The sequence below is a fragment of the Exiguobacterium sp. s132 genome (genome assembly GCF_018617235.1).
Classification (GTDB): domain Bacteria; phylum Bacillota; class Bacilli; order Exiguobacteriales; family Exiguobacteriaceae; genus Exiguobacterium; species Exiguobacterium profundum.
The window spans coordinates 1991572-2011051 of record NZ_JACSJU010000001.1 but is presented as its reverse complement, the minus strand read 5'-3'; the positions used below and the strand labels follow the sequence as shown (position 1 = coordinate 2011051).

Here is a 19480-nt window from a genome sequence, read left to right as displayed (position 1 = left end):
ATGAAACGCATTGTTGTCATTGGCAGTATATCGATGGATCTTGTCGTCACATCCGACAAACGGCCACAAGCCGGAGAAACGGTCATCGGTGAGTCGTTCCGCACCGTTCCAGGGGGAAAAGGTGCGAACCAAGCGGTCGCTGCCTCCAAATTAGGCGGCACTGTTCAGATGGTCGGTTGCGTGGGAAGTGATCCGTTCGGTCAACAGGTTGTTGAAAACTTCAAACGACACGATGTCGATGTCACGCATGTTCAGATCATACCGGAGGAAGTGACGGGTACGGCCCATATCGTAGTAGCAGAAGGGGATAATTCGATTGTCGTCGTCCAATCGGCGAACAAACGAGTCGTTTTCACGGATGAGGAGCTCGAACATTTTCTCGACGAGCAGGCGTTCGTGCTCCTGCAACTCGAAATTCCAATCGAGACGGTAAAACAAGTGACCGCTTACTGTAAAGAGAAAGGGATTCCGGTGCTACTCAATCCGGCACCGTCTCAACCGCTTCCACCAGAAGTGATTGAGGACGTCACGTATTTAACGCCGAACGAACATGAATGCCGTGACTTATTCAACGGAATGTCCGTAGATGATGTTCTCAAACGTTATCCGAACAAGTTACTCGTCACGGAAGGCGTCCATGGCGTTCGATTCCATGACGGACGAGACGTCCGTCATGTGCCAGCCATCCGAGCAAACGTCGTCGACACAACAGGAGCAGGTGACACGTTCAACGGTGCACTTGCTGTCTCCCTCATCGAACAAGACGATTTGGAGACGGCCGTACGGTTTGCCGTAGTCGCATCCGGCATGAGTGTCGAAGGCTTCGGTGCACAAGGTGGTATGCCGACACGACAAGATGTACAACAACGATTGGAGCGCGTGTGATGAAAAAACAAGGAATTTTGAATAGTCATTTAGCAAAAATCTTTGCCGACCTCGGGCATACGGATCGCGTCGTCATCGCCGATTGTGGGCTACCGATTCCAGACGGGGTCAAGCGGGTCGATCTTAGTCTCCGCATCGGGGAACCTTCCTTTCTTGAGGTGCTCGATGTCGTCGAATCAGATTTGGTCGTAGAGCGCATCACGATTGCTGAGGAAATCCTCACACACAACTCGACGATTGCGGATTCACTGAAAGAACGGTACACGAGCATCGACATGTGTTCGCATGAAGACTTCAAACGGGAGGTCGCAAAAGCGAAAGTGGTCATTCGAACTGGGGAAGCGACACCTTACGCAAACGTCATCTTACATGCCGGGGTCATTTTTTAAGGGGGGATTCGATGCATATTCAGTTGAAAGGCATCCATAAGTCATTCGGGCCAGTCTCCGTCTTAAAAGGAGTCGATTTCGAACTGTTGCCTGGAGAGATTCATGCCCTTATGGGCGAGAACGGGGCCGGGAAGTCGACATTGATGAAGGTGATGACCGGTCTGTATGCACAGGATGAAGGCGAGATTCTCATCGACGGCGCGAAACGTCAATTCAAGCACCCAAAAGAAGCGGAGCAAGAAGGCATCGCCTTCATCCATCAGGAGCTCAATATCTTACCGGAGATGACGGTGACAGAAAATCTGTTTTTAGGTCGAGAACTGACGGGACCGTTCGGGATGGTCAAACAGCAGGAAATGACCAGACGTGCCCGAGAATACTTGGCTGAATTGAACGTGTTCATGGATGTCGATGAAGTGGCGCGCAATTTGTCGGTCGGTCAGCAACAGATGATTGAGATTGCCAAGGCGCTCATGACGGATGCGAAGGTCATCGTCATGGATGAACCGACGGCCGCCTTGACGGATCGTGAAATCCAGGCACTCTTCGCAGTGTCACGGGCCTTACGTGATCAAGGTGTGTCCATCATCTATATCTCACACCGAATGGAAGAAATTTTTGACTTATGTGATCGGATCACGGTACTTCGGGATGGACAATCCATTTCGACTCGCATGATTCAAGACACCTCATTTGAGGAAACGGTGCGCGATATGGTCGGTCGCGAGATTGGAGAACGCTATCCGACGCGTACCGCTACACTTGGGGACGTCGTGATCGAGGTTGATGATTTAATAGGTAACCGGTTCCACAACGTATCGTTCAACGTTCGTGCCGGAGAAATCGTTGGGTTTTCTGGATTGATGGGAGCGGGGCGTACCGAGGTGATGCGTGCGCTATTCGGAGCAGACACCCACAAAGGGGGAGTCATTAAACTGAATGGGAAACCGATTCGAATCAAGACCCCAGCCGACGCCATCAAGCACGGTATCGCGTTTTTGACAGAGGACCGAAAAGGAGAGGGCTTACTCCTCGATTTCTCGCTAAGAGAAAACCTGTCGCTCCCGACACTTGATAAACGAGCAAAAGGATCGGTCATCTCGAAGCAACAGGAGGAGACGTTCGCCGAGACATACTTACAAAAATTGCGGGTCAAACATCATTCGATGGAACAAAAAGTGAAGTCGCTGTCTGGTGGGAATCAACAGAAGGTTGTGCTCGGTAAATGGTTAGGTGTCGAACCGGACGTCTTGATTTTGGATGAACCAACCCGAGGCGTCGACGTCGGTGCTAAGAAAGAGATTTACAATATCATGAGTGATCTCGCGGAATCAGGTGTCGCCATCATCATGGTCTCTTCTGATTTACCGGAAGTGCTTGGGATGAGTGATCGGATCGTCGTCATGCGGGAAGGTGTCGTAACCGGAACGCTCACGAAAGAAGAGGCGACACAAGAAAAAGTAATGACGTATGCGACAGGAGGGCAATGATATGGAATTGAAAGCAACAACTTCGCTGAAGCGCCCGGGTCGACTCGGATGGGGACAAAAATTAGGACCGCTGTTCGGTCTACTCGTCATCGTCGTCGTCGTGACGGCGCTCGAACCAGGATTTTTATCATTAAATAATATCTTTAACGTACTCCGCCAAGTGTCGATCAATGCCTTGATTGCCTTCGGGATGACGTTTGTCATCTTGACAGGGGGCATCGATTTATCGGTCGGTTCGATTTTGGCGCTCGCTTCTGCACTGGTGGCAGGCATGATGGTGGACGGTCAACATGCGGTTATGGCCGTTGCACTCGGCTTGATTGCAGGTGCCGTTCTCGGAGCGTTCAACGGGGCGGTCATCACGTACGGAAAAGTGGCACCGTTCATCGCGACATTGGCTACGATGACCATTTATCGGGGATTGACGCTCGTCTATACGGACGGAAGACCGATTACAGGTCTCGGGAATTCCGGTTGGTTTGAGATGCTCGGACGTGGTTATTTCTGGATCATTCCGGTGCCGGCATTGACGATGCTACTCGCATTCGGTGTCCTTTACTTCATCTTGAAGAAGACGACATTTGGTCGTCATACGTATGCGATTGGTGGGAATGAAGAAGCGGCTAAATTGATGGGGATTGGCGTCAATAAAGTCAAAATCATGATTTATTCGCTATCCGGTATGCTTGCGGCACTCGCTGGCATCATCTTGACGTCACGTCTCAATTCCGCACAACCTACAGCAGGAACATCGTATGAACTCGATGCCATCGCAGCGGTCGTTCTCGGGGGAACGAGTCTTGCGGGTGGTCGCGGCTGGATTGTCGGGACGTTGATTGGGGCGTTGATCATCGGAACATTAAATAACGGATTGAACCTTCTTGGCGTATCATCATTCTTCCAACTCGTCGTAAAAGGTGCAGTTATATTGTTTGCAGTATTGCTTGATCGTCGACAAAACGCGTAACACGCGAAAGGGGAAAACGGAACATGAAAAAATGGACAGCTTGGCTACTCGCACTGACAATGGTACTGATGGCAGCTTGCTCGACTGAACAACCGGGGTCATCGTCTGAAACGGAAACGAAAGATGGCGATTATGAAATCGGCTTATCGATCTCAACATTGAATAACCCGTTCTTCGTCGCACTGAAAGAAGGCGCAGAAGAACAGGCGAACGAAATGGATGCGACGTTGACGGTAGCGGATGCGCAAAACGACGCGGCGAAGCAAGTGAATGACGTCGAAGATATGATTCAAAAGGGGATGGATTTGATTCTCATCAACCCGACGGATTCAGAAGCGGTCGGCGCGGCAGTACAGGCAGCAAACGATGCGGGCATTCCCGTCATCACGGTAGACCGTAACGCTGAAACAGGGGACGTCGTCGCCCACGTGGCATCAGATAACGTCGCAGGTGGACAGTTGGCGGGTGACTACATGGTCGAACTCGTAGGCGAAGGGCAAAAAGTCGTCGAGCTCGAGGGGATTCCAGGAGCGTCTGCGACACGTGACCGCGGACAAGGATTCAACGAAGCGATCGATGGGAAATTGGAAGTCGTGGCAAAACAATCGGCAAACTTTGACCGTGCAGAAGGATTGACGGTCATGGAGAACATCTTACAGGACAATAAAGACATCGTCGCTGTATTCGCACATAACGATGAGATGGCACTCGGTGCCGTTCAAGCACTCGAAGCGGCTGGAATGAGTGACGTGAAAGTCATCGGATTCGATGCGACAGACGATGCCGTCAAAGCGGTCGAAGGTGGGACGATGGCAGCTACGGTTGCACAAAAGCCCGCTGAGATTGGGAAGTTGGGTGTAGAAGCGGCAATCAATCATCTGAAAGGTGAAACAGTGGAGGAAAACATTCCGGTCGAACTCGAATTAATCAAATAAGTAAGAAGAAACCTCACGATGCCTTGATTTCGGGTAGAGCTCGTGAGGTCATTTTTATTTATATGGGGAAATGAGAAATTGTGTATCGTTGTTCATATATTTTAAAGAGTACTGCACTTCTATTAAAATGACGGTTTCGCTTGCTTTTAACATATGTGCTTTTCCGCGTTGAATTGAGATGGCATTGGTCGGTCTTACCTCAAATGATTCTCCATCAATCGTCACGATTGCTGTGCCTTGGAGAATCGTCCAAATTGCATCGGTCTCTTCATGATAATGGTAACTGAGTTCTTTCCCTGCTTGAACGAGCATGCGACGTGTCACACTGTGATGCCCATCGGCGAGTGTCTCATGATGGATGACTTCCGACTGCCCCCATCGCTTCCATTTGAATTTTGGATAGTCGTCGGATGAGGCGAGATAATCTTTCAGCTGCGGGGTCGCCTCTTTCTTCGAGACGAGAATTCCATCCGCGTTGACGGCGACGACAAGGTCTTCTAGCCCAATCCCAATCAAAGGAAGGTTCAATTCATTGATCACATGCGTGTTCGTCGATTCGAACAGTTCGACTTGACCGTGAGTTGTGGACGTCATTTCTTCAGTCAATGTGTTCCATGTTCCTAAGTCTTTCCAATCGCCATCGTAGCGGTGAACGAATACCGACTCTGCATGTTCGACAACGGCATAGTCAAACGAAGTCTTTTCTAATTCGTCATAGCGTGAAGTGAGGTCTGAATAAGTTGTCGGTAAGTTTCGTTCTGCTAGTTCATCAAGTAACAGATGTAACTTGCAAGCAAAGATTCCACAGTTCCAAAGGGCACCTTGTCCAATCAACTGTTCTGCTACATCGACGGTCGGTTTTTCCTGAAATAGGCGAACCGAGGACATTTGGGCCGTCTCGTCTGGAACGATATATCCGTATTTTGATGTCGGATGAAGGGGTGTGACCCCAATTAGATGCAAAGCATCATCGTTCGCTTGGACTGCTTCATCGACTTGAGGGAAATATTCAAAGAAGCGGAGGTCGACGTAAGCATCGACCGGCATCACAAGTACCGTTTCATCCAGAGGCACATGTTGCTCGTTTAAATAGCTTGCCCCGAGAACGATAGCGGGAAATGTATCACGACGAGTTGGTTCGGAAATGATATTAGTATCTGTACCAACTTGATGAATGACACAATCTTTTTGCTGAACATTTGTGATAATGAAAGCGTTAGTGTCTAAATCTTGTGTTTTTAGTTGATTATAAACTCTTTCAAGCATTGATTGTTTCGTTCCACCTCTGCTAGGCAATAAACGAATGAATTGTTTGGCATTCGAATTGTTCGAAAGTGGCCATAGTCTTTTTCCATCACCGCCAGATAATAATAGAATCTTCATCGAATGTCCTCTCTTCAAATAGAGTTTCTCATCTATTTCGCCAAACGTCGGACTATCCCTGTCTAATCAAAAAAGAGACAGCCGATTCCGGCTATCTCTTTACAATATAGGGCGAAGCAATGCGCGAACGGGACTTCCATCCCCTTCGACGATTGGGAGAGGGACGGCATTCAAATCGTAATCTCCCGGTAAGATATTGTCTAAAACGAGTCCTTCTAGGATATGCACACCATTTCGTGCTAACGCGTGATGGCCGCTCATCTCTTTACTGTCAATCGCATCAACGGACGGTAAGTCGAGTCCGATCAAGAAGATTCCAAGTTCCCCGAGACGATCGGCAAGAGCGGGTGTCAGTTCAGGGATTGTCTCGGGGAAGACGCTCTTATCGGGCCAACCATCCGTTTTTAAGATGAGGCGTTCCACCCCAGTCAAATCATGACCATCCAAATCAGATGCTTCAATCTTTGCCTTATGCGGTAGATGAATCACACGGGCTGGTCCGATATATACAGACGGATCGAGGTCGATCACGCGCTTCCCATGGTCGTCAAAATGAAACGGTGCATCGATGTGGGTCCCGAGATGTAAACTCAATGTCATCTTCCCGACATTGACCGAACCACTCTCTGCCATCGGCCACGCGATTTCATACGAAAATTTTGTATCTCCCGGCCATGTCGCAACATCGGCATGAAGTGGCTGTGATACATCAATCCAAGTCATTTTGTTCAGCTCCTCTTATAGTGATGTCCGGACCGTCCACAGTTCTGGGAAGAAGCGATGGTCGAGCACACGACGTAAATAGTTCACGCCAGACGAACCACCTGTTCCCATCTTCTGTCCGATAATGCGTTCCACGGTGCTCATATGGTTAAAGCGCCACATCTGTTGCTGGCTACCGATATCGAGTAGCTTTTCACCGAGCTCATATAAGTCCCAATACGTGTCGACGTCTCGATAGACCTCGACCCATGCCTTCTCGACACTTTCATTCCATTCCCAGTCCTGAGTGACATCACGTTCGAGTACACTCGCATCAATCGGAAAACCGCGGCGATGCATTTCGCGGACGGTCACATCGTAAATACTAGGAGCTTGTAGCGAGCCTTCGAGCAATGGATACAGTTTTTTATCGTGCGCGTAAACACTGAGCGTCCGTGCGTTTTTGAAGCCGAGCGCGAATTCGATTTGTCGGTTCTGGTAAGATTGAAAACCAGATGAAGAGCCGAGTTGATCTCGGAACTCTAAATACTCGGCCGGCGTTAACGTCGCGAGAACGCCCCATGACTGGATGAGTTGTTGCTGAATCTTCGAGACGCGGGCGAGCATCTTGAACGAACGTTCGAGTTCGCCGTTCGTGATGGCCGTCGTGGCTGCTGTCAATTCATGCAAAATGAGTTTCATCCACAACTCGCTCGTCTGATGGATGATGATGAACAGCATCTCATCATGATGGTCAGAAAGGCGATGTTGACTTGATAAAATCGGGTCGAGTTGGAGATAGTCCCCGTACGACATGTCTTTTGAGAAATCCGTTTGAATCGATTTTTCTACTTTATGTTCTGTGCGTTCACTCATGACAGTTCCCCCTTATGCGACCACTTCGCGGACGTTCTCGAACGCCTCATATTCTTTGTCGTCCATGATTTTCTTCAACGTCACGATCACGTCATATACGTCGGTAAACGTATTATATAGTGCGACCGGTGCGAGACGGATGATATTCGGTGCGCGGAAGTCAGGGACGATGTGATGTTTCTTCAACGCTTTACAGATGCGTGCCGCTTCGGGATGCTCGAGGCTCAAATGAGCGCCGCGCTGTCGTGTGTCCGTCGGGCTACCGATGAAGAATCCGTGAGGTGCGAGCATCTCTTCGATCAAATCCATCATATACGTCGTGAGCGCGAGTGATTTTTGACGAATCGCTTCCATCCCGACCTCGTTGAACATCTCAAGCGCGCCAAGTTGAGGAGCAAGACTCATAACGTGTGGTGTTCCGATTTGGAACGCACCGGCATGTTCGGCCGGTGTCATCGTATGGTCCATATCGAACTGTTTATCTTTGCGCGAACCGAACCATCCGGCGAGTCCAGGTGTCGTGCCGAAGTGACGTTCATGAACGAATAAGCCCCCGACCGTTCCCGGACCCCCGTTCAAATGTTTATAGTTGCACCAGTATGCGAAGTCGACACCCCAGTCGTGGAAGTCATGAGGGATGGCGCCGACGGAGTGACAGGCATCGAAGCCGATCAAAATTCCACGCTTGTGTGCCGCTTTCGTTAGACGAGGCATATCTAAAATCTGACCACTCCGATAGAGGACGGTCGGTAATACGATGAGGGCGATTTCGTCAGTCATCGCGGCAATCAAGTCGTCTTCTGCTAAGAAGCGCCCATCCGGACTGTTGACTTGGACGAGGTGCTCTGATGGGTCGAGTCCACGAAGTTCGAGCTGACTCTTCAAGGCGTAAATATCAGACGGGAACGTGAGGGCGTCTGCCAAAATCTTCGTTCGTTTGCCTTCTGGTTTGAAAAACGAAGCGACAAGTTGATGCAAGTTCACGGTCGTCGAACCGGTGACCATTACTTCTTCCGACTTTCCACCGATGAGCGGCGCGTTCAATGCAGCCAGCTCTTCGGACAAGTTGAACCAAGGATGGCGACCGGACATCCAACCATCGATCCCGAGCTCTCTCCAGTCCGCGAGCGATTCAAGGAGCGTACGCTCGGCTCGTTTCGATAAGAGCCCGAGTGAATTCCCATCCATATAAATCCCGTCTTCCGGTAAGTAAAATTCTTCCCGATATGATGCGAGCGGGTCTTGTTTGTCTAGTTGTTGTGCGTAAGCACGTGTGAAATCGTTCATCTCCCCATAATCCCCCTTTAAAGCTTATACGTTGTCAAAATCGTAGCAATCGGACATAAGGAAGTCAACAAACAACGAGATGTCGGCGAGTCAAACTAAAAAACGCTCAAGGATCTTCCCGAGCGTTTAAAAATACAGCTTATTTTATTTTTCGTACGTTCTCTTGTCGGAGTAACTTAAATAATGTGAATACCATCAAGAGCAGAATAATCGTGAAGGGCAAGGCGGAAATCAACGACGCAGTTTGAAGTCCTTCTAAGCCACTCGCAATCAACAAGACGGCAGCGATTCCTCCTAACAGAACTCCCCAAGCGATTCGAACGGGGAGGGGCGGATTCAAGCTACCGTTCGTCGTCATACTACTGATGATGTAGGTGGCAGAATCGGCCGACGTGATCAAGAACGTCAAAATCAAGAGAATCGACAAGACGGACAGGATGAAACTGAACGGGAGCTCGGCAAACGTCACGAACAATGCGCTCGTCACGTCCGTATTGACGGCTTCAGCGATGGAAGTCCCTTCGAATAAATCTAGATGTAGGGCAGTGCCCCCGAATACGGCAATCCAAAGGAGCGCAATGAACGGAGGAACGATGAGGACACCGACGATGAATTCACGAATGGTACGTCCTCGTGAGACACGTGCGACGAACGCTCCGACAAATGGGGACCAGGCGATGGCCCATGCCCAATAAAAGATTGTCCAATCCCGGACCCACGTCCCCTGTTGATACGGTTGTAGACGAAGACTATAGCGAATGAAATTTTGTAAGTAGTCACCTAGACCGAGCGTCAATGTTTCTAAAATGAAAATGGTAGGACCGGCAAAGAAGACGAAGACCATCAACACGAGTGCGGTACCTAAGTTGATGTTACTCAACCACTTGATGCCACGATCGAGCCCTGTCGTCGTCGATGTTAAAAAGAGAGCGGTCAAGACGACGATGATGGCGACTTGCATCCAAGCGGTGTTCGGGAGCCCGAACACGCTGTTCAGTCCGCCATTGATTTGAAGAACACCTAAACCAAGCGACGTCGCGACACCCATGACGGTGGCAATGACCGCTAAAATATCAATCGTCTGGTTCAACGGTTGTTTGTACGGTCGTTCTTTTATAAGTGGTGAGAGGCTAGTCGAGATGAGCCCGTCCGCATTACGACGAAACTGGAAATAGGCGATGATCAGTCCGACAATCGCAAAGACAGACCATTGACTGACACCCCAATGGAAGAACGAATAGGCCATCGCGAGGCGTGCCCCTTCGACCGTCAATGCCTCCGTATCCGTATAAGGTGGCGTAAAGAAATGACTCATCGGCTCGGCAACACCCCAAAAGACGAGTCCGACACCGAATCCCGCGGAAAATAACATGCCGATCCAAGTAAAGAACGGATATTGAGGGCGATCGTCATCCTTCCCGAGACGGATTTTTCCGTATTTACTGAACGCTAAAAAGACTAAAAAGAGCACAAACAAGAATACGGAAAGTAAATAGAACCAACCGAACGAGCGAGTTGTAAAGTTAAAAATAGATCCTGCGATTGAAGCGAATGATGTTGGGGCAATGGCTCCGAATAGAACGAGTAAGGCGATCAAACTTGCTGAGATGTAAAAGACGCGATTCAAACGTGGCTTTTGTTTAGAATCCTTCATAGATGTCCCCTTTCAAAAAAATTATGTAGCATTAATAAACGGTTCCCTAATCTCCACATTGCAAACAGGAGACGCATTTCATCGTGTTTTGTATAGTTGAATCGGGAAAAGAACCAAAGAGGAGGGAACGATATGAAATTGATTGCGATTGATTTAGACGGGACGCTGTTATCGCGCACAGGCGTGATAACAGAGGCAAACCAGGAGGCGATTCGTCGTCGGCAAGATAATGGTGATATCGTTGCGATTTGTTCAGGACGTTCGATTCATGATATCGAGGAGCTGTTGAAGCGAAGTGACCTCATCTGTCCGATTTTGTCAGGTAACGGAGCAATCGGGTTCTATGAGAACGAGCGAATTTACTATCATGCGATGGATCAGACAATCGTAAATGAACTGTGGGAAATCGCTGATGCGGACGATGCGTACGTTGAATTTTATACGAATGCGGGAGTGAAGGTTCTCCGTTCAGGAAGCGATTTACTGAAGCGGGAACTCGATGAGGTGTTGCCACACGATCAATCGTTCACTCGCGAGTGGGCGGAACGTGAGATTGAAATTCAAAATGAGCAATTCGGTCTGACGTATATGGATTCGATGGCAGACATCGACTTTGCACGAGATGAAGTGTACAAGGTGTTTGTCTATTCGTTCGATCGCCGAAAGCTACACCGGTTGCGTAAAATCTATGAACCACGGAACGATATTTTGATTACGACTGCGGGGTGGACGAAAATTGAAATCGGACATCCTCATGCGAGTAAAGGCGCAGCCTTGAAACAGCTAGCTGAGCATGAACAGATTCCGATGCGTGATGTCGTCGCCATCGGAGACAATCTGAATGATGTGTCGATGTTCGAAGTGGCAGAAATAAGGATTGCGATGGGGAATGCTGTGGATCCGTTAAAAGATTTAAGCACGCATATTACAAAGGATGTAGAAGAGGACGGGGTCGCTTATGCGCTGACGCATTATGTATGAATTGGATTATGGAGAAATCGTGAACGAGGATTGAATCTCACTTAAAACGGATATTGTATACATGTAACCATTCACTTTCTGAAATGAGTTGGGAACGGGGAGGCACTTTCGTCACCTGTCGCTTATGGATGAAAGGGATGGGCAAAGTCCATATGAACGTGAATCGTGTATTCCAAACGATGATACGTCGGCCTCTGCTTGCCATCGGAGCAAGCATACCAGACAGACTGTTTGTATACGGAATTCCACATGATCCGCGTCAGAAGTGGACATCATAGGTGCCAAGTCCTCTCGTGCCCATTCAATCAAAATGTCTATGAGTCACCTATTCGATTTCATGTTTTCGAATGAAAAACAATTGGTGAACCAATGGACGATGAACGGATTGGAATGATGCGTCACGTTGGCTTGGACATCTCTAGTCGAACCAAATCATGGATGGGACGGTCAATCGAGCAAGGGCTTGGTTGGATGAAAGTCCGGGGACTAGAGAATCAAGAAAAGCGCCGAGTGAGGGCGCTTTTCTTGTGGTATCCTATTGAGTGAATGCAACCGATGGAGGGATCATATGCCAAAGCTATATTGGTTCGGAACGTTCCTTAGTGGAGTGATTCTTTTGACAACGGGAACGATGGAAGGTCTTTACCGCATACTCCCAATTGGGTTGATGGCTATCGCGGTCATCGGCTATTTCATACAGATTCGATTCGAGCAAAAGAAGCGGCGCCCTTGATTGGGTGCCGCTTCTCTATATTAGGTTATAAAGATTCGAGCAAACGTGTCATCACGTCATCGATTTCTTTTTGCAATGCATCAACTTGTCGTTGTAACGCCATCAATTCATCAAGGTCATCCAATTCATTCATCCGTTGGAGCAGTGCCCGATGTTCTGTCTCTAATTGGGTTAGGTGAGTTTCCTCATCAACCGTAGATGGAGCGACTTTCGTCTGCTTCAGCGATTTTGATGGTTTGACGCGCTCCGTTACAGGTTCATCTTTCGATGCCTGTCCACGCTTGTCGAGGGCATAGGCGACATTACCTTCGAAACGCGTCATCGTCCCGTCGAGCCAATACGTGATGGGGAACAGCTTATTTAAGAAGTAGCGGTCATGAGAAACCGTAACGACCGTTCCAGGGAAACGTTCGAGCGCCTCTTCAAGTGCCTCTCTCGATTCGATATCGAGGTGGTTCGTCGGCTCATCTAGGACAAGGACATTGATTTCTTCATGGACGAGGATGGCAAGCATGAGTCGCATCTTCTCCCCGCCGCTCAAATTCGTGACCGGTTTAAACACACTCGCGCCGTAAAACAGAAATTGAGCGAGAAGGTGTCTCGCTTTGCCTTCATCGACTGCGATCCGGTCCCGAAACGCCTCGATTAAGCGATGAGATTCGTCGAATGTGATGTGTTGCGATAGATAGCCGATTTTGGCTTGGTCGGCTCGCCTTACGGTTCCGGCTTGCGGGATAACTTCACCGAGCAATATTTTCAAAAGCGAAGACTTTCCACTCCCGTTCGGTCCGACGATGGCGACGCGTTCCCCGTGCCCTGTGTAGAAGTGCACGTCTTCAAATAGAGGACGATCATAGATAAGTGTCATATCATTTACTTCGAAGACGTCGCGCCCGGTTCGCCCGTTCGTCGTGAACTGGATATTCGGTTGCTCGGCTTCGAGTTGTGGTCGTTTGATTCGTTCAATTCGTTCGAGAGCCTTTTCCATCGATTTGGCGCGACGATAGAACTTTTCATTCGGTGGATTGCCCTCGTTGGCCCATTGCCGCAACTGTCGAATCGTTTCTTTCATTTTTTTGATTTTCTTCTGTTGCTCCGTGTAAGCATGAAACTGGTCAAGCAACTGTTTTTCTTTTTGGGCAACGAAATCCGTATAATTCCCAGGATAACTCGTCAATTCTCCATCCTCGCACTCGACGATTCGCGTGGCGACCGCATCTAAGAAGACCCGGTCATGGGAGACGATGAGGAGCGCTGAAGCATAATCCTGTAAATAGGATTCGAGCCATGTCATCGCTTCTAAATCTAGATGGTTCGTCGGTTCATCTAAAATGAGTAGCTCTGGTTCCTGAAGAAGCGCCAAGGCGAGACCGATTTTTGTACGCTCGCCACCGCTTAGCGTATCAAACGGTTGGTCCGCGAATGAGGTCAATTTGAGTCCATCAATCATTGCGCTGATTTTTGACTCGTAGACATATCCACCCGCATGTTCGAATTGTTCTTGGATAGCACCGTATGATTCGAGAAGACGTTCTAGTTGTTTGGACGTCGCCATTTCTTGCTCGAGATGAGCCATCTTTTCGCTTAGACGAATCACTTCCTCAAAAGCAGTGTAGAGGACCTCACGACCACTTCGTCCGGGATAGTCGGGAAGCTGGACCAAATAACCGACGGAAAGTCTTTGTCGACGGTAAATCGTTCCATCGTCATGTTCTTCGGAGCCGACAATGATGCGCAATAGCGTCGTTTTGCCACTGCCGTTTCGACCAACGAGCCCGACTCGTTCATTTTCGTTCATGAATAAATTGGCATCTGTGAGAACAGCGTGCCCACCGTATTGTTTTTGAATGTGTTGAAGATCGATCAACATAATAGGTTCCTCCTAAGGTTAGGGCCTATCAAAAAAACCGAGCGCAAAGAAGCGCTCGGTTTAGAAAGAGAGAGGCGCTTTGTCGTATATTCAGCAATGTCTAAAAAAGGACAGACGGGTCCCTTGATTAAGCGACATCGTGAAAAATCGCACGCAAAACGTACAAATGTTCAGTTGTCCAATGCGTACGTCCGACAAATTTCACCTTTCTCCCTCCTTTCATTCAATCTATATCTTGATTGTAAGCGTTTTTCATCTACCTGACAATGAAAATAGAGGGAATCGAAGCGAAGGCGTCGTATATAGTCGCCATTGAGGAGGCGAGAAAATGAGGAAAGAATGGCTAGGAGCACTCAGTTTGACCCTTGCGGCGAGTATATGGGGAGGAATGTATGTGGTCAGTAAATATGCACTCGCATATATTGAACCGTTCACGTTCGTCTGGTTACGATACGCTGTTGCATTTATGGTCTTATTCGTCGTTTGGTTTCGGTTTGGACGAGAATCGATTCGAAGGGCAGATTGGAAATGGATCGGACTTGTCGGTGTCATCGGATACGTTGCCTCGATTTCGTTTCAATTTATCGGAACGAAGCTATCGGATGCACATACCGGGTCCCTTGTGACCGCAGCGACGCCAGCTTTCATGGTGTTATTTGCCCGAATCCTATTGAAGGAACGACTGACTCCTGTCAAGATTGGAGCACTTGGATTGGCAACGGTCGGTGTTCTCATCGTGGTTGGTTGGGAAGGGGAAGGGACGTATCGAGTAGGCAGTTTCATACTTGTTCTAGCTGCCGTGACGTGGGCGCTCATGTCGATTTATGTAAAAATCGGCACACAGACGTTGTCGACCTTGACGCTCACGACATTTGCGATTGGAGTCGCCTGGTTATTGATGACGCCTTTGATGAGTATAGAGGTGATGCAAGCAGGTTGGCCAAAGTTAAATGGCGTCCTTTGGCTTAGTGTTCTCTATATCGGTGTCGTATCGACGGCAGGAGCGTTTTTCTTCTGGAACAAAGGACTCGAGTTAATGGATGCGAGTGTCGGGTCACTCTTTTTCTTCTTTCAACCCTTGGTTGGCGGGACGCTCGGGTGGCTCGTTTTGAACGAAACGCTCCATCTTAACTTCTTTATCGGTGCCGGTTGTATCATGACGGCTGTGACGTGGTCGACGCTCGCGGAACGAAGAGAACAACTGCCGATTTCAAATCGTCATCTGTAATGGCAAAGCGGTCGCCCTCATTTTGGAGGGTGACCGCTTTTGATTAAAATCCATGATGGTCGAGTTTGTCTTGTTCGCGCTTCATCTCGAGTTCAAGCCGTTGGATCGCGAGTTTCTCTTCTTCGATCTTCAATCGTCGTTCTTCGACACGTGCTTCTCTCGTTTTGATAATCGTATTGGCACCGACTGACGAGACGACAATCACCATAACCATGATGTAGAAAAAGAAATCCATATATAGCCCTCCTTCACTTGATTAGATTTGTGACAAGTCGTTGTGTCTCAAGGGCAACACGACCGTCTGTTGAAATCGCTGTATCATCGATGAGTGCGGAAATGAAGTGGTCAATCGCGCCCTGGAAACCACGTTGCGTGAGTGTCGTGTCCCACGACCCGAACGTTTCGACCTCATGCCGACCTTGCTTGAAACGATGTAGCGTGACCATCTCTTCGACAGACAATCGTTCGCCATCCCGGACGATCGAGACGTGCTCATGGTTCACTCCTGCTGAACGGTGCATCGATGTCGTGTGCATTCCGTGCTCATCTTGCCACACGTGGCGGGCGAATCGAAGCTCATGCTTGTCATTGACTTCGACGTGACCTGAGACGAGTGTTAGCTTATTACCAGCGAGGAAACGTAGCGTATCAATGACATGTAAGTAATCATCGAGTAAGGTGAAGGTCGCATCCTTAGGGCCGACGTCATTCTCGCGATGTTTTACCACATCAATCATGTGAGCAGAGGACTCGTTTTGTAGACGCATATACATCGGAGCGAAACGTCGATTGAACCCGACCATCAATTTACGCCCAAGACGTTCGGCTTGAATGACGAGCTGCTCCGCTTCCTCGATTGTTGCGGCGAGGGGCTTATCAACATAAACATCGACGCCGTGTTCTAATAAATACGATACGATGTCATAATGAGTTTCCGTTGAACTATGTACGAACGCTGCATCGATGGATGAGGCGAGTTCATTCAACGTGTCGAAAGAGGTCATTCGATACGTTTGGCAAATCATGTCTCGCTTAGATGTGTTCGGGGAAAAGGCACCGATCAAGTCGATTCGAGGATGAATCGAAAGGATGGGTAAATACGCTTTTTGAGCGATATTTCCAAGTCCGACAATACCGATTTTTGGTTTTTGCATCCCATTCACTCCTTTGGTTCATCATAACAAAAAACCGGACGGCAGATGCGTCCGGTTAGGGAATTATAAACTTGCGCTTAAGACCATTTCACCTTGTGGTGTCTCGTTTCCACGGTTTGGTTCTTTCGTGACGGCGACCGTATCCCAGTCGACGTCGACTTCATCTGAGTCGAGCGTATAGATGACGGTCCCGTTACCTTTGTCGTCTGTGACAAAGGCACCGGTTGGGATCGGAGCATTATCTTTTAAAAGCCAGACTTGGTACACTTCATTGTCGTCGAGTGAAGCTAAGCCGTTCGTTTGGACAATCAATTGCGTCGTACCGTCTTGCTCTGCAAGATAAGCGGTTCCTTCAGATTCACCCTCAAGTGGAATCGTCTCGGTCAATGCGATGCCAGGTGAGTCGGGTTGATTGGTGAGCAGATACCCGTTTCCGATCAAAGAGAGAAGGAGTGCCGCCGCGAGCGTCACCATCCCCCAGACAGGTACTTTCCGTTCTCGTTTTGCTTTGAAAGGTGTGACAGGTGGAACGGGATCAGATGTCACAGAAGATGTCACGGGTTCATTGTCTTCTTCTTCTTCGAATACACGATCGAGGACACGTGCTTTCATGCCTCGGGGTGGTTCAATCGGAGTAGACAAGAACGCGACGCCACCGACGAGTGCTTCGAGTTGTTCGAGCTCTTCTTGACAATCTTTACACGAAGCCAGATGTTGTTCAAATTTCGCTCGCTCATCTTCTGATAGATGTTGGTTGAAATAGTCAATCAATTGGTCGCATGCGTTCATTGTTCTACCTCCTTTCCGATGAATTCATGGGATAACTGTTTCCTCAGTTGCTTCAGCGCCAGTCGGACCCTTCCTTTCACTGTACCAAGCGGGATGCCACATGCATCAGCGATCTTCTGCTGACTGAGCCCTTGGAAGTACATGAGTCGGACGACTTGCTGTTGTTCGGCTGGAAGTGTTGCCATGGCCGTCTCGATTTGAGCGCGTTCTTCTTGCCACTCCACTTCTTTTTCAACGGATGGTGACTCAGAAGGGATGGCCTCCGCGTAGGACTCATCTAATTGTAAATCAGGTTTACGCTTTCGAATCAAATCGATGGCCACGTGGCGGCTCATCGTAAAGAGCCAGGACCTGAACTTGCCTTTCGAATCATCATAGACGCCACCGCCGCGCCACAACTTGATAAATACTTCTTGCATGGCTTCTTCGGCTAAATCGCGATCCTTTGTCAGTTGTAGGACAAAGGCGTATAAAATTCGCTCATACCGATCATACAATATTTCGAGCGCTTCTTTGTCCTTTTGCCGGACACGCTCGTACAATTCTAAGTCAGTCATAACATACTCCTTTGCGCAGAAGGGATGTCCCTTGTATTGATCTAACGTATAAAATCGAAAAATGGATGCCTATTTTGTGTGACTATTTATTGAACACGTAGATGATGGGATTGGAAGTTTCGTAAAAATGAATAATCGTAATTTCTCTGAAAAGGTATAGGTGATGATGCTCAGCCCGACCGCCGTCACGAGCATCAACCCGATGGCGACCATAGGAGAACTGACCGTGATCCAAAAGAAATACGATCGAATGCCAAATAGGAAAGCGAAAACGATGATCAATCCCGTGATCAGGCTACTCATTTGGCAATAGATTTGAGCGATACGTTGAATCATAAGATCCCTCCTCCGTTTCATTGTACTATACAGGAAAGGGAAAACGATAAGGAGACGATAGAATGAAGCGATTCACAGATGAAGGACGTACACTTGTTTGTTTTGATTTTGATGAGACCTATTTTCCACATGCATGTTCAGCTGACCAACTAGCTTCTGTCCGTCGGCTCGAGGACTTTTTGGAACGACATTCGTCAAGCGTGTCGACGATGTGGGTGACGGGGAGCTCGCTTGCGTCGATACACGAAAAAGCAAAACGGGCGAATCTTCGCTTTTGGCCTCATCGAATCGCCTCGAGTCTTGGCACAGAATTATATCGAATCGAGACGGACGGAACGTTCGTTGAGGACAAGGCTTATCAAGAACCGTTTCCGAGCGATTTTGTATCACGTGTGGAACGCATCGTGTCACAGACTGGACAGATGCATATTGAATTAGATGAACAGCCAGGGAATGGGATGAGTCCTTGGATTCGAAGTTACTATGTCCGCGACCAAGTCGGTTCATGGAGAGAAACGCTTCGGATGCTGACAGATTCAGCTGGCATTGCTGTCAATATGAGTCGATGCAATCCGAAAGCGGGTGACCCGGCTGATGCATTCGATGTCGATTTTTATCCGAAGCATGCGGGGAAAGTATCAAGCCTGGAATATGTATACGCCACTGCTTCCTTTTCACGAGAAGATACGTACGCTTTTGGCGACAGTGGGAACGACATTAGCATGCTAGCATATGTCGGGAACGGATACTTGGTGAACAACGCGACCGAACAGGCAAAACAGATGTATCCGGAGATGACAACAAAACCTTATGCAGAAGGGATTTTAGAAGTGTTGGAATCTGATTTGTCTTCTTTCATATAGTGCATGATTTCCTCTAATGAACGGATGAGGGTCGCACGAATCGTTTCGGAATGTGGATTGAAATCGAGACGTTGTTGCCAAATCCGACAAAATAAATCGGTCAAGGCCGCCTCTGCAGTTGCAGGATGGTCATTCAGATGAAGCGCATATCGATAAAGTAGTTTTTCATAGCGTGAGTATAAATGTTCTAAGGCTTGGCGATTTTTAAGACGAATTTGATCGACCAGGCGTTCATCGAGTGTAGGAAGCATATGCAACTCCTTTCGTATGGAATGAAGGTTTCAACGATAAAAAGAATCAGGAACTTTACTCTGATAAAGCATCCTCTCTGTTCTTTCACTCATTTGCTACCATTTAAACCAAGGAATATGAAGAATAGCGGTCGAATATGCATGCCCCTC

At 48.4% G+C, this 19480-nt stretch carries 21 protein-coding genes; 9 read left to right on the top strand and 12 right to left on the bottom strand.

The genetic code is table 11. The features are described from left to right. From rbsK to rbsB, 5 genes are read left to right on the top strand one after another with little or no spacing between them, the layout of a single operon-like run. Entirely contained in the window at positions 1-885 is an 885-nt protein-coding gene (gene rbsK / locus KNO78_RS10205) for a ribokinase (protein WP_074035466.1), read from the top strand. Next, on the top strand, positions 885-1274 hold the full coding sequence (gene rbsD / locus KNO78_RS10200; protein ID WP_012727563.1) for a D-ribose pyranase: 390 nt from the start codon (positions 885-887) through the stop codon (positions 1272-1274). The genes rbsK and rbsD overlap by 1 nt, the downstream gene beginning before the upstream one ends. A gap of 11 nt (positions 1275-1285) precedes the next feature. Further along, a complete protein-coding gene (locus KNO78_RS10195; RefSeq protein WP_214690373.1) occupies positions 1286-2764 on the top strand; it encodes a sugar ABC transporter ATP-binding protein in 1479 nt (492 codons plus the stop codon). Position 2765: 1 nt separating this feature from the next. Then, entirely contained in the window at positions 2766-3731 is a 966-nt protein-coding gene (locus KNO78_RS10190) for an ABC transporter permease subunit (RefSeq protein ID WP_159563085.1), read from the top strand. A gap of 23 nt (positions 3732-3754) precedes the next feature. Further along, positions 3755-4666 carry a ribose ABC transporter substrate-binding protein RbsB gene (gene rbsB / locus KNO78_RS10185; protein WP_031421977.1) on the top strand — a complete coding sequence of 304 codons (912 nt, stop codon included), beginning with the start codon at positions 3755-3757 and terminating at the stop codon, positions 4664-4666. 54 nt (positions 4667-4720) lie between these two features. On the opposite strand, the gene KNO78_RS10180 is transcribed toward rbsB, so the two are convergent. The 5 genes from KNO78_RS10180 to KNO78_RS10160 form a co-directional block, all read right to left on the bottom strand. Further along, positions 4721-6049 carry a sugar phosphate nucleotidyltransferase gene (locus KNO78_RS10180; RefSeq protein WP_214690374.1) on the bottom strand — a complete coding sequence of 443 codons (1329 nt, stop codon included), beginning with the start codon at positions 6047-6049 and terminating at the stop codon, positions 4721-4723. 99 nt (positions 6050-6148) lie between these two features. Beyond that, a complete protein-coding gene (gene kynB, locus KNO78_RS10175; protein WP_159563083.1) occupies positions 6149-6772 on the bottom strand; it encodes an arylformamidase in 624 nt (207 codons plus the stop codon). Between the two features lie 15 nt (positions 6773-6787). Then, entirely contained in the window at positions 6788-7627 is an 840-nt protein-coding gene (gene kynA, locus KNO78_RS10170; protein ID WP_214690375.1) for a tryptophan 2,3-dioxygenase, read from the bottom strand. A 12-nt stretch (positions 7628-7639) separates the two neighbouring features. Then, positions 7640-8914, bottom strand: a complete 1275-nt coding sequence (kynU, locus tag KNO78_RS10165) for a kynureninase (RefSeq protein ID WP_214690376.1) — start codon at positions 8912-8914, stop codon at positions 7640-7642. A 139-nt stretch (positions 8915-9053) separates the two neighbouring features. Then, a complete protein-coding gene (locus tag KNO78_RS10160; protein ID WP_214690377.1) occupies positions 9054-10568 on the bottom strand; it encodes a glycine betaine uptake BCCT transporter in 1515 nt (504 codons plus the stop codon). A 132-nt stretch (positions 10569-10700) separates the two neighbouring features. Between KNO78_RS10160 and KNO78_RS10155 the strand changes: the two genes are divergently transcribed. After that, positions 10701-11549: a Cof-type HAD-IIB family hydrolase gene (locus KNO78_RS10155; RefSeq protein WP_214690378.1), complete on the top strand. Its 849-nt coding sequence runs from the start codon at positions 10701-10703 to the stop codon at positions 11547-11549. Between the two features lie 568 nt (positions 11550-12117). Next, positions 12118-12282 carry a hypothetical protein gene (locus KNO78_RS10150; RefSeq protein ID WP_167365511.1) on the top strand — a complete coding sequence of 55 codons (165 nt, stop codon included), beginning with the start codon at positions 12118-12120 and terminating at the stop codon, positions 12280-12282. Between the two features lie 25 nt (positions 12283-12307). Here the strand turns inward: KNO78_RS10150 and abc-f are convergent, their stop codons facing one another. Beyond that, positions 12308-14152: a ribosomal protection-like ABC-F family protein gene (gene abc-f / locus KNO78_RS10145; protein WP_214690379.1), complete on the bottom strand. Its 1845-nt coding sequence runs from the start codon at positions 14150-14152 to the stop codon at positions 12308-12310. A 328-nt stretch (positions 14153-14480) separates the two neighbouring features. Here abc-f and KNO78_RS10140 point away from each other — a divergent pair, with 328 nt between their 5' ends. Beyond that, positions 14481-15380, top strand: coding sequence for a DMT family transporter (locus KNO78_RS10140; protein ID WP_074035478.1), 900 nt, complete (start codon positions 14481-14483; stop codon positions 15378-15380). Between the two features lie 43 nt (positions 15381-15423). Here the strand turns inward: KNO78_RS10140 and KNO78_RS10135 are convergent, their stop codons facing one another. The 5 genes from KNO78_RS10135 to KNO78_RS10115 all read right to left on the bottom strand — a co-directional run bounded on the left by KNO78_RS10135 (position 15424) and on the right by KNO78_RS10115 (position 18216). Further along, complete coding sequence (locus tag KNO78_RS10135; protein ID WP_074035480.1) at positions 15424-15615, bottom strand: hypothetical protein; 192 nt, start codon at positions 15613-15615, stop codon at positions 15424-15426. Positions 15616-15628: 13 nt separating this feature from the next. Beyond that, positions 15629-16534, bottom strand: coding sequence for a Gfo/Idh/MocA family protein (locus tag KNO78_RS10130; RefSeq protein WP_196431371.1), 906 nt, complete (start codon positions 16532-16534; stop codon positions 15629-15631). 63 nt (positions 16535-16597) lie between these two features. Continuing rightward, a complete protein-coding gene (locus KNO78_RS10125) occupies positions 16598-17323 on the bottom strand; it encodes an anti-sigma factor (RefSeq protein ID WP_196431370.1) in 726 nt (241 codons plus the stop codon). Then, positions 17320-17880: an RNA polymerase sigma factor gene (locus tag KNO78_RS10120; protein ID WP_196431369.1), complete on the bottom strand. Its 561-nt coding sequence runs from the start codon at positions 17878-17880 to the stop codon at positions 17320-17322. Before KNO78_RS10120 ends, KNO78_RS10125 begins: the two co-directional genes overlap by 4 nt. 69 nt (positions 17881-17949) lie before the next feature. Then, positions 17950-18216 (bottom strand): hypothetical protein, encoded by a 267-nt coding sequence (locus KNO78_RS10115; RefSeq protein ID WP_196431368.1) that lies wholly within the window; start codon positions 18214-18216, stop codon positions 17950-17952. A gap of 62 nt (positions 18217-18278) precedes the next feature. Between KNO78_RS10115 and KNO78_RS10110 the strand changes: the two genes are divergently transcribed. Next, positions 18279-19079, top strand: coding sequence for an HAD-IIB family hydrolase (locus KNO78_RS10110; protein WP_196431367.1), 801 nt, complete (start codon positions 18279-18281; stop codon positions 19077-19079). Here KNO78_RS10110 and KNO78_RS10105 read toward each other — a convergent pair. Continuing rightward, positions 19025-19330, bottom strand: coding sequence for an RNA polymerase sigma factor (locus tag KNO78_RS10105; RefSeq protein WP_196431366.1), 306 nt, complete (start codon positions 19328-19330; stop codon positions 19025-19027). The genes KNO78_RS10110 and KNO78_RS10105 overlap by 55 nt on opposite strands. Between the last annotated feature and the right edge of the window lie 150 nt (positions 19331-19480).

What these genes read in the sequence shown, in the direction of transcription:
- KNO78_RS10140 (WP_074035478.1), top strand. Translation starts at nt 14,481, where the DNA reads ATGAGGAAAGAATGGCTAGGAGCACTCAGTTTGACCCTTGCGGCGAGT.
- KNO78_RS10190 (WP_159563085.1), top strand. Translation starts at nt 2,766, where the DNA reads ATGGAATTGAAAGCAACAACTTCGCTGAAGCGCCCGGGTCGACTCGGA.
- KNO78_RS10125 (WP_196431370.1), bottom strand. Translation starts at nt 17,323, where the DNA reads ATGAACGCATGCGACCAATTGATTGACTATTTCAACCAACATCTATCA.
- KNO78_RS10180 (WP_214690374.1), bottom strand. Translation starts at nt 6,049, where the DNA reads ATGAAGATTCTATTATTATCTGGCGGTGATGGAAAAAGACTATGGCCA.
- KNO78_RS10150 (WP_167365511.1), top strand. Translation starts at nt 12,118, where the DNA reads ATGCCAAAGCTATATTGGTTCGGAACGTTCCTTAGTGGAGTGATTCTT.
- KNO78_RS10160 (WP_214690377.1), bottom strand. Translation starts at nt 10,568, where the DNA reads ATGAAGGATTCTAAACAAAAGCCACGTTTGAATCGCGTCTTTTACATC.
- rbsD (WP_012727563.1), top strand. Translation starts at nt 885, where the DNA reads ATGAAAAAACAAGGAATTTTGAATAGTCATTTAGCAAAAATCTTTGCC.
- KNO78_RS10130 (WP_196431371.1), bottom strand. Translation starts at nt 16,534, where the DNA reads ATGCAAAAACCAAAAATCGGTATTGTCGGACTTGGAAATATCGCTCAA.
- kynB (WP_159563083.1), bottom strand. Translation starts at nt 6,772, where the DNA reads ATGACTTGGATTGATGTATCACAGCCACTTCATGCCGATGTTGCGACA.
- KNO78_RS10155 (WP_214690378.1), top strand. Translation starts at nt 10,701, where the DNA reads ATGAAATTGATTGCGATTGATTTAGACGGGACGCTGTTATCGCGCACA.
- rbsK (WP_074035466.1), top strand. Translation starts at nt 1, where the DNA reads ATGAAACGCATTGTTGTCATTGGCAGTATATCGATGGATCTTGTCGTC.
- kynU (WP_214690376.1), bottom strand. Translation starts at nt 8,914, where the DNA reads ATGAACGATTTCACACGTGCTTACGCACAACAACTAGACAAACAAGAC.
- KNO78_RS10115 (WP_196431368.1), bottom strand. Translation starts at nt 18,216, where the DNA reads ATGATTCAACGTATCGCTCAAATCTATTGCCAAATGAGTAGCCTGATC.
- KNO78_RS10110 (WP_196431367.1), top strand. Translation starts at nt 18,279, where the DNA reads ATGAAGCGATTCACAGATGAAGGACGTACACTTGTTTGTTTTGATTTT.
- KNO78_RS10105 (WP_196431366.1), bottom strand. Translation starts at nt 19,330, where the DNA reads ATGCTTCCTACACTCGATGAACGCCTGGTCGATCAAATTCGTCTTAAA.
- abc-f (WP_214690379.1), bottom strand. Translation starts at nt 14,152, where the DNA reads ATGTTGATCGATCTTCAACACATTCAAAAACAATACGGTGGGCACGCT.
- KNO78_RS10120 (WP_196431369.1), bottom strand. Translation starts at nt 17,880, where the DNA reads ATGACTGACTTAGAATTGTACGAGCGTGTCCGGCAAAAGGACAAAGAA.
- rbsB (WP_031421977.1), top strand. Translation starts at nt 3,755, where the DNA reads ATGAAAAAATGGACAGCTTGGCTACTCGCACTGACAATGGTACTGATG.
- kynA (WP_214690375.1), bottom strand. Translation starts at nt 7,627, where the DNA reads ATGAGTGAACGCACAGAACATAAAGTAGAAAAATCGATTCAAACGGAT.
- KNO78_RS10135 (WP_074035480.1), bottom strand. Translation starts at nt 15,615, where the DNA reads ATGGATTTCTTTTTCTACATCATGGTTATGGTGATTGTCGTCTCGTCA.
- KNO78_RS10195 (WP_214690373.1), top strand. Translation starts at nt 1,286, where the DNA reads ATGCATATTCAGTTGAAAGGCATCCATAAGTCATTCGGGCCAGTCTCC.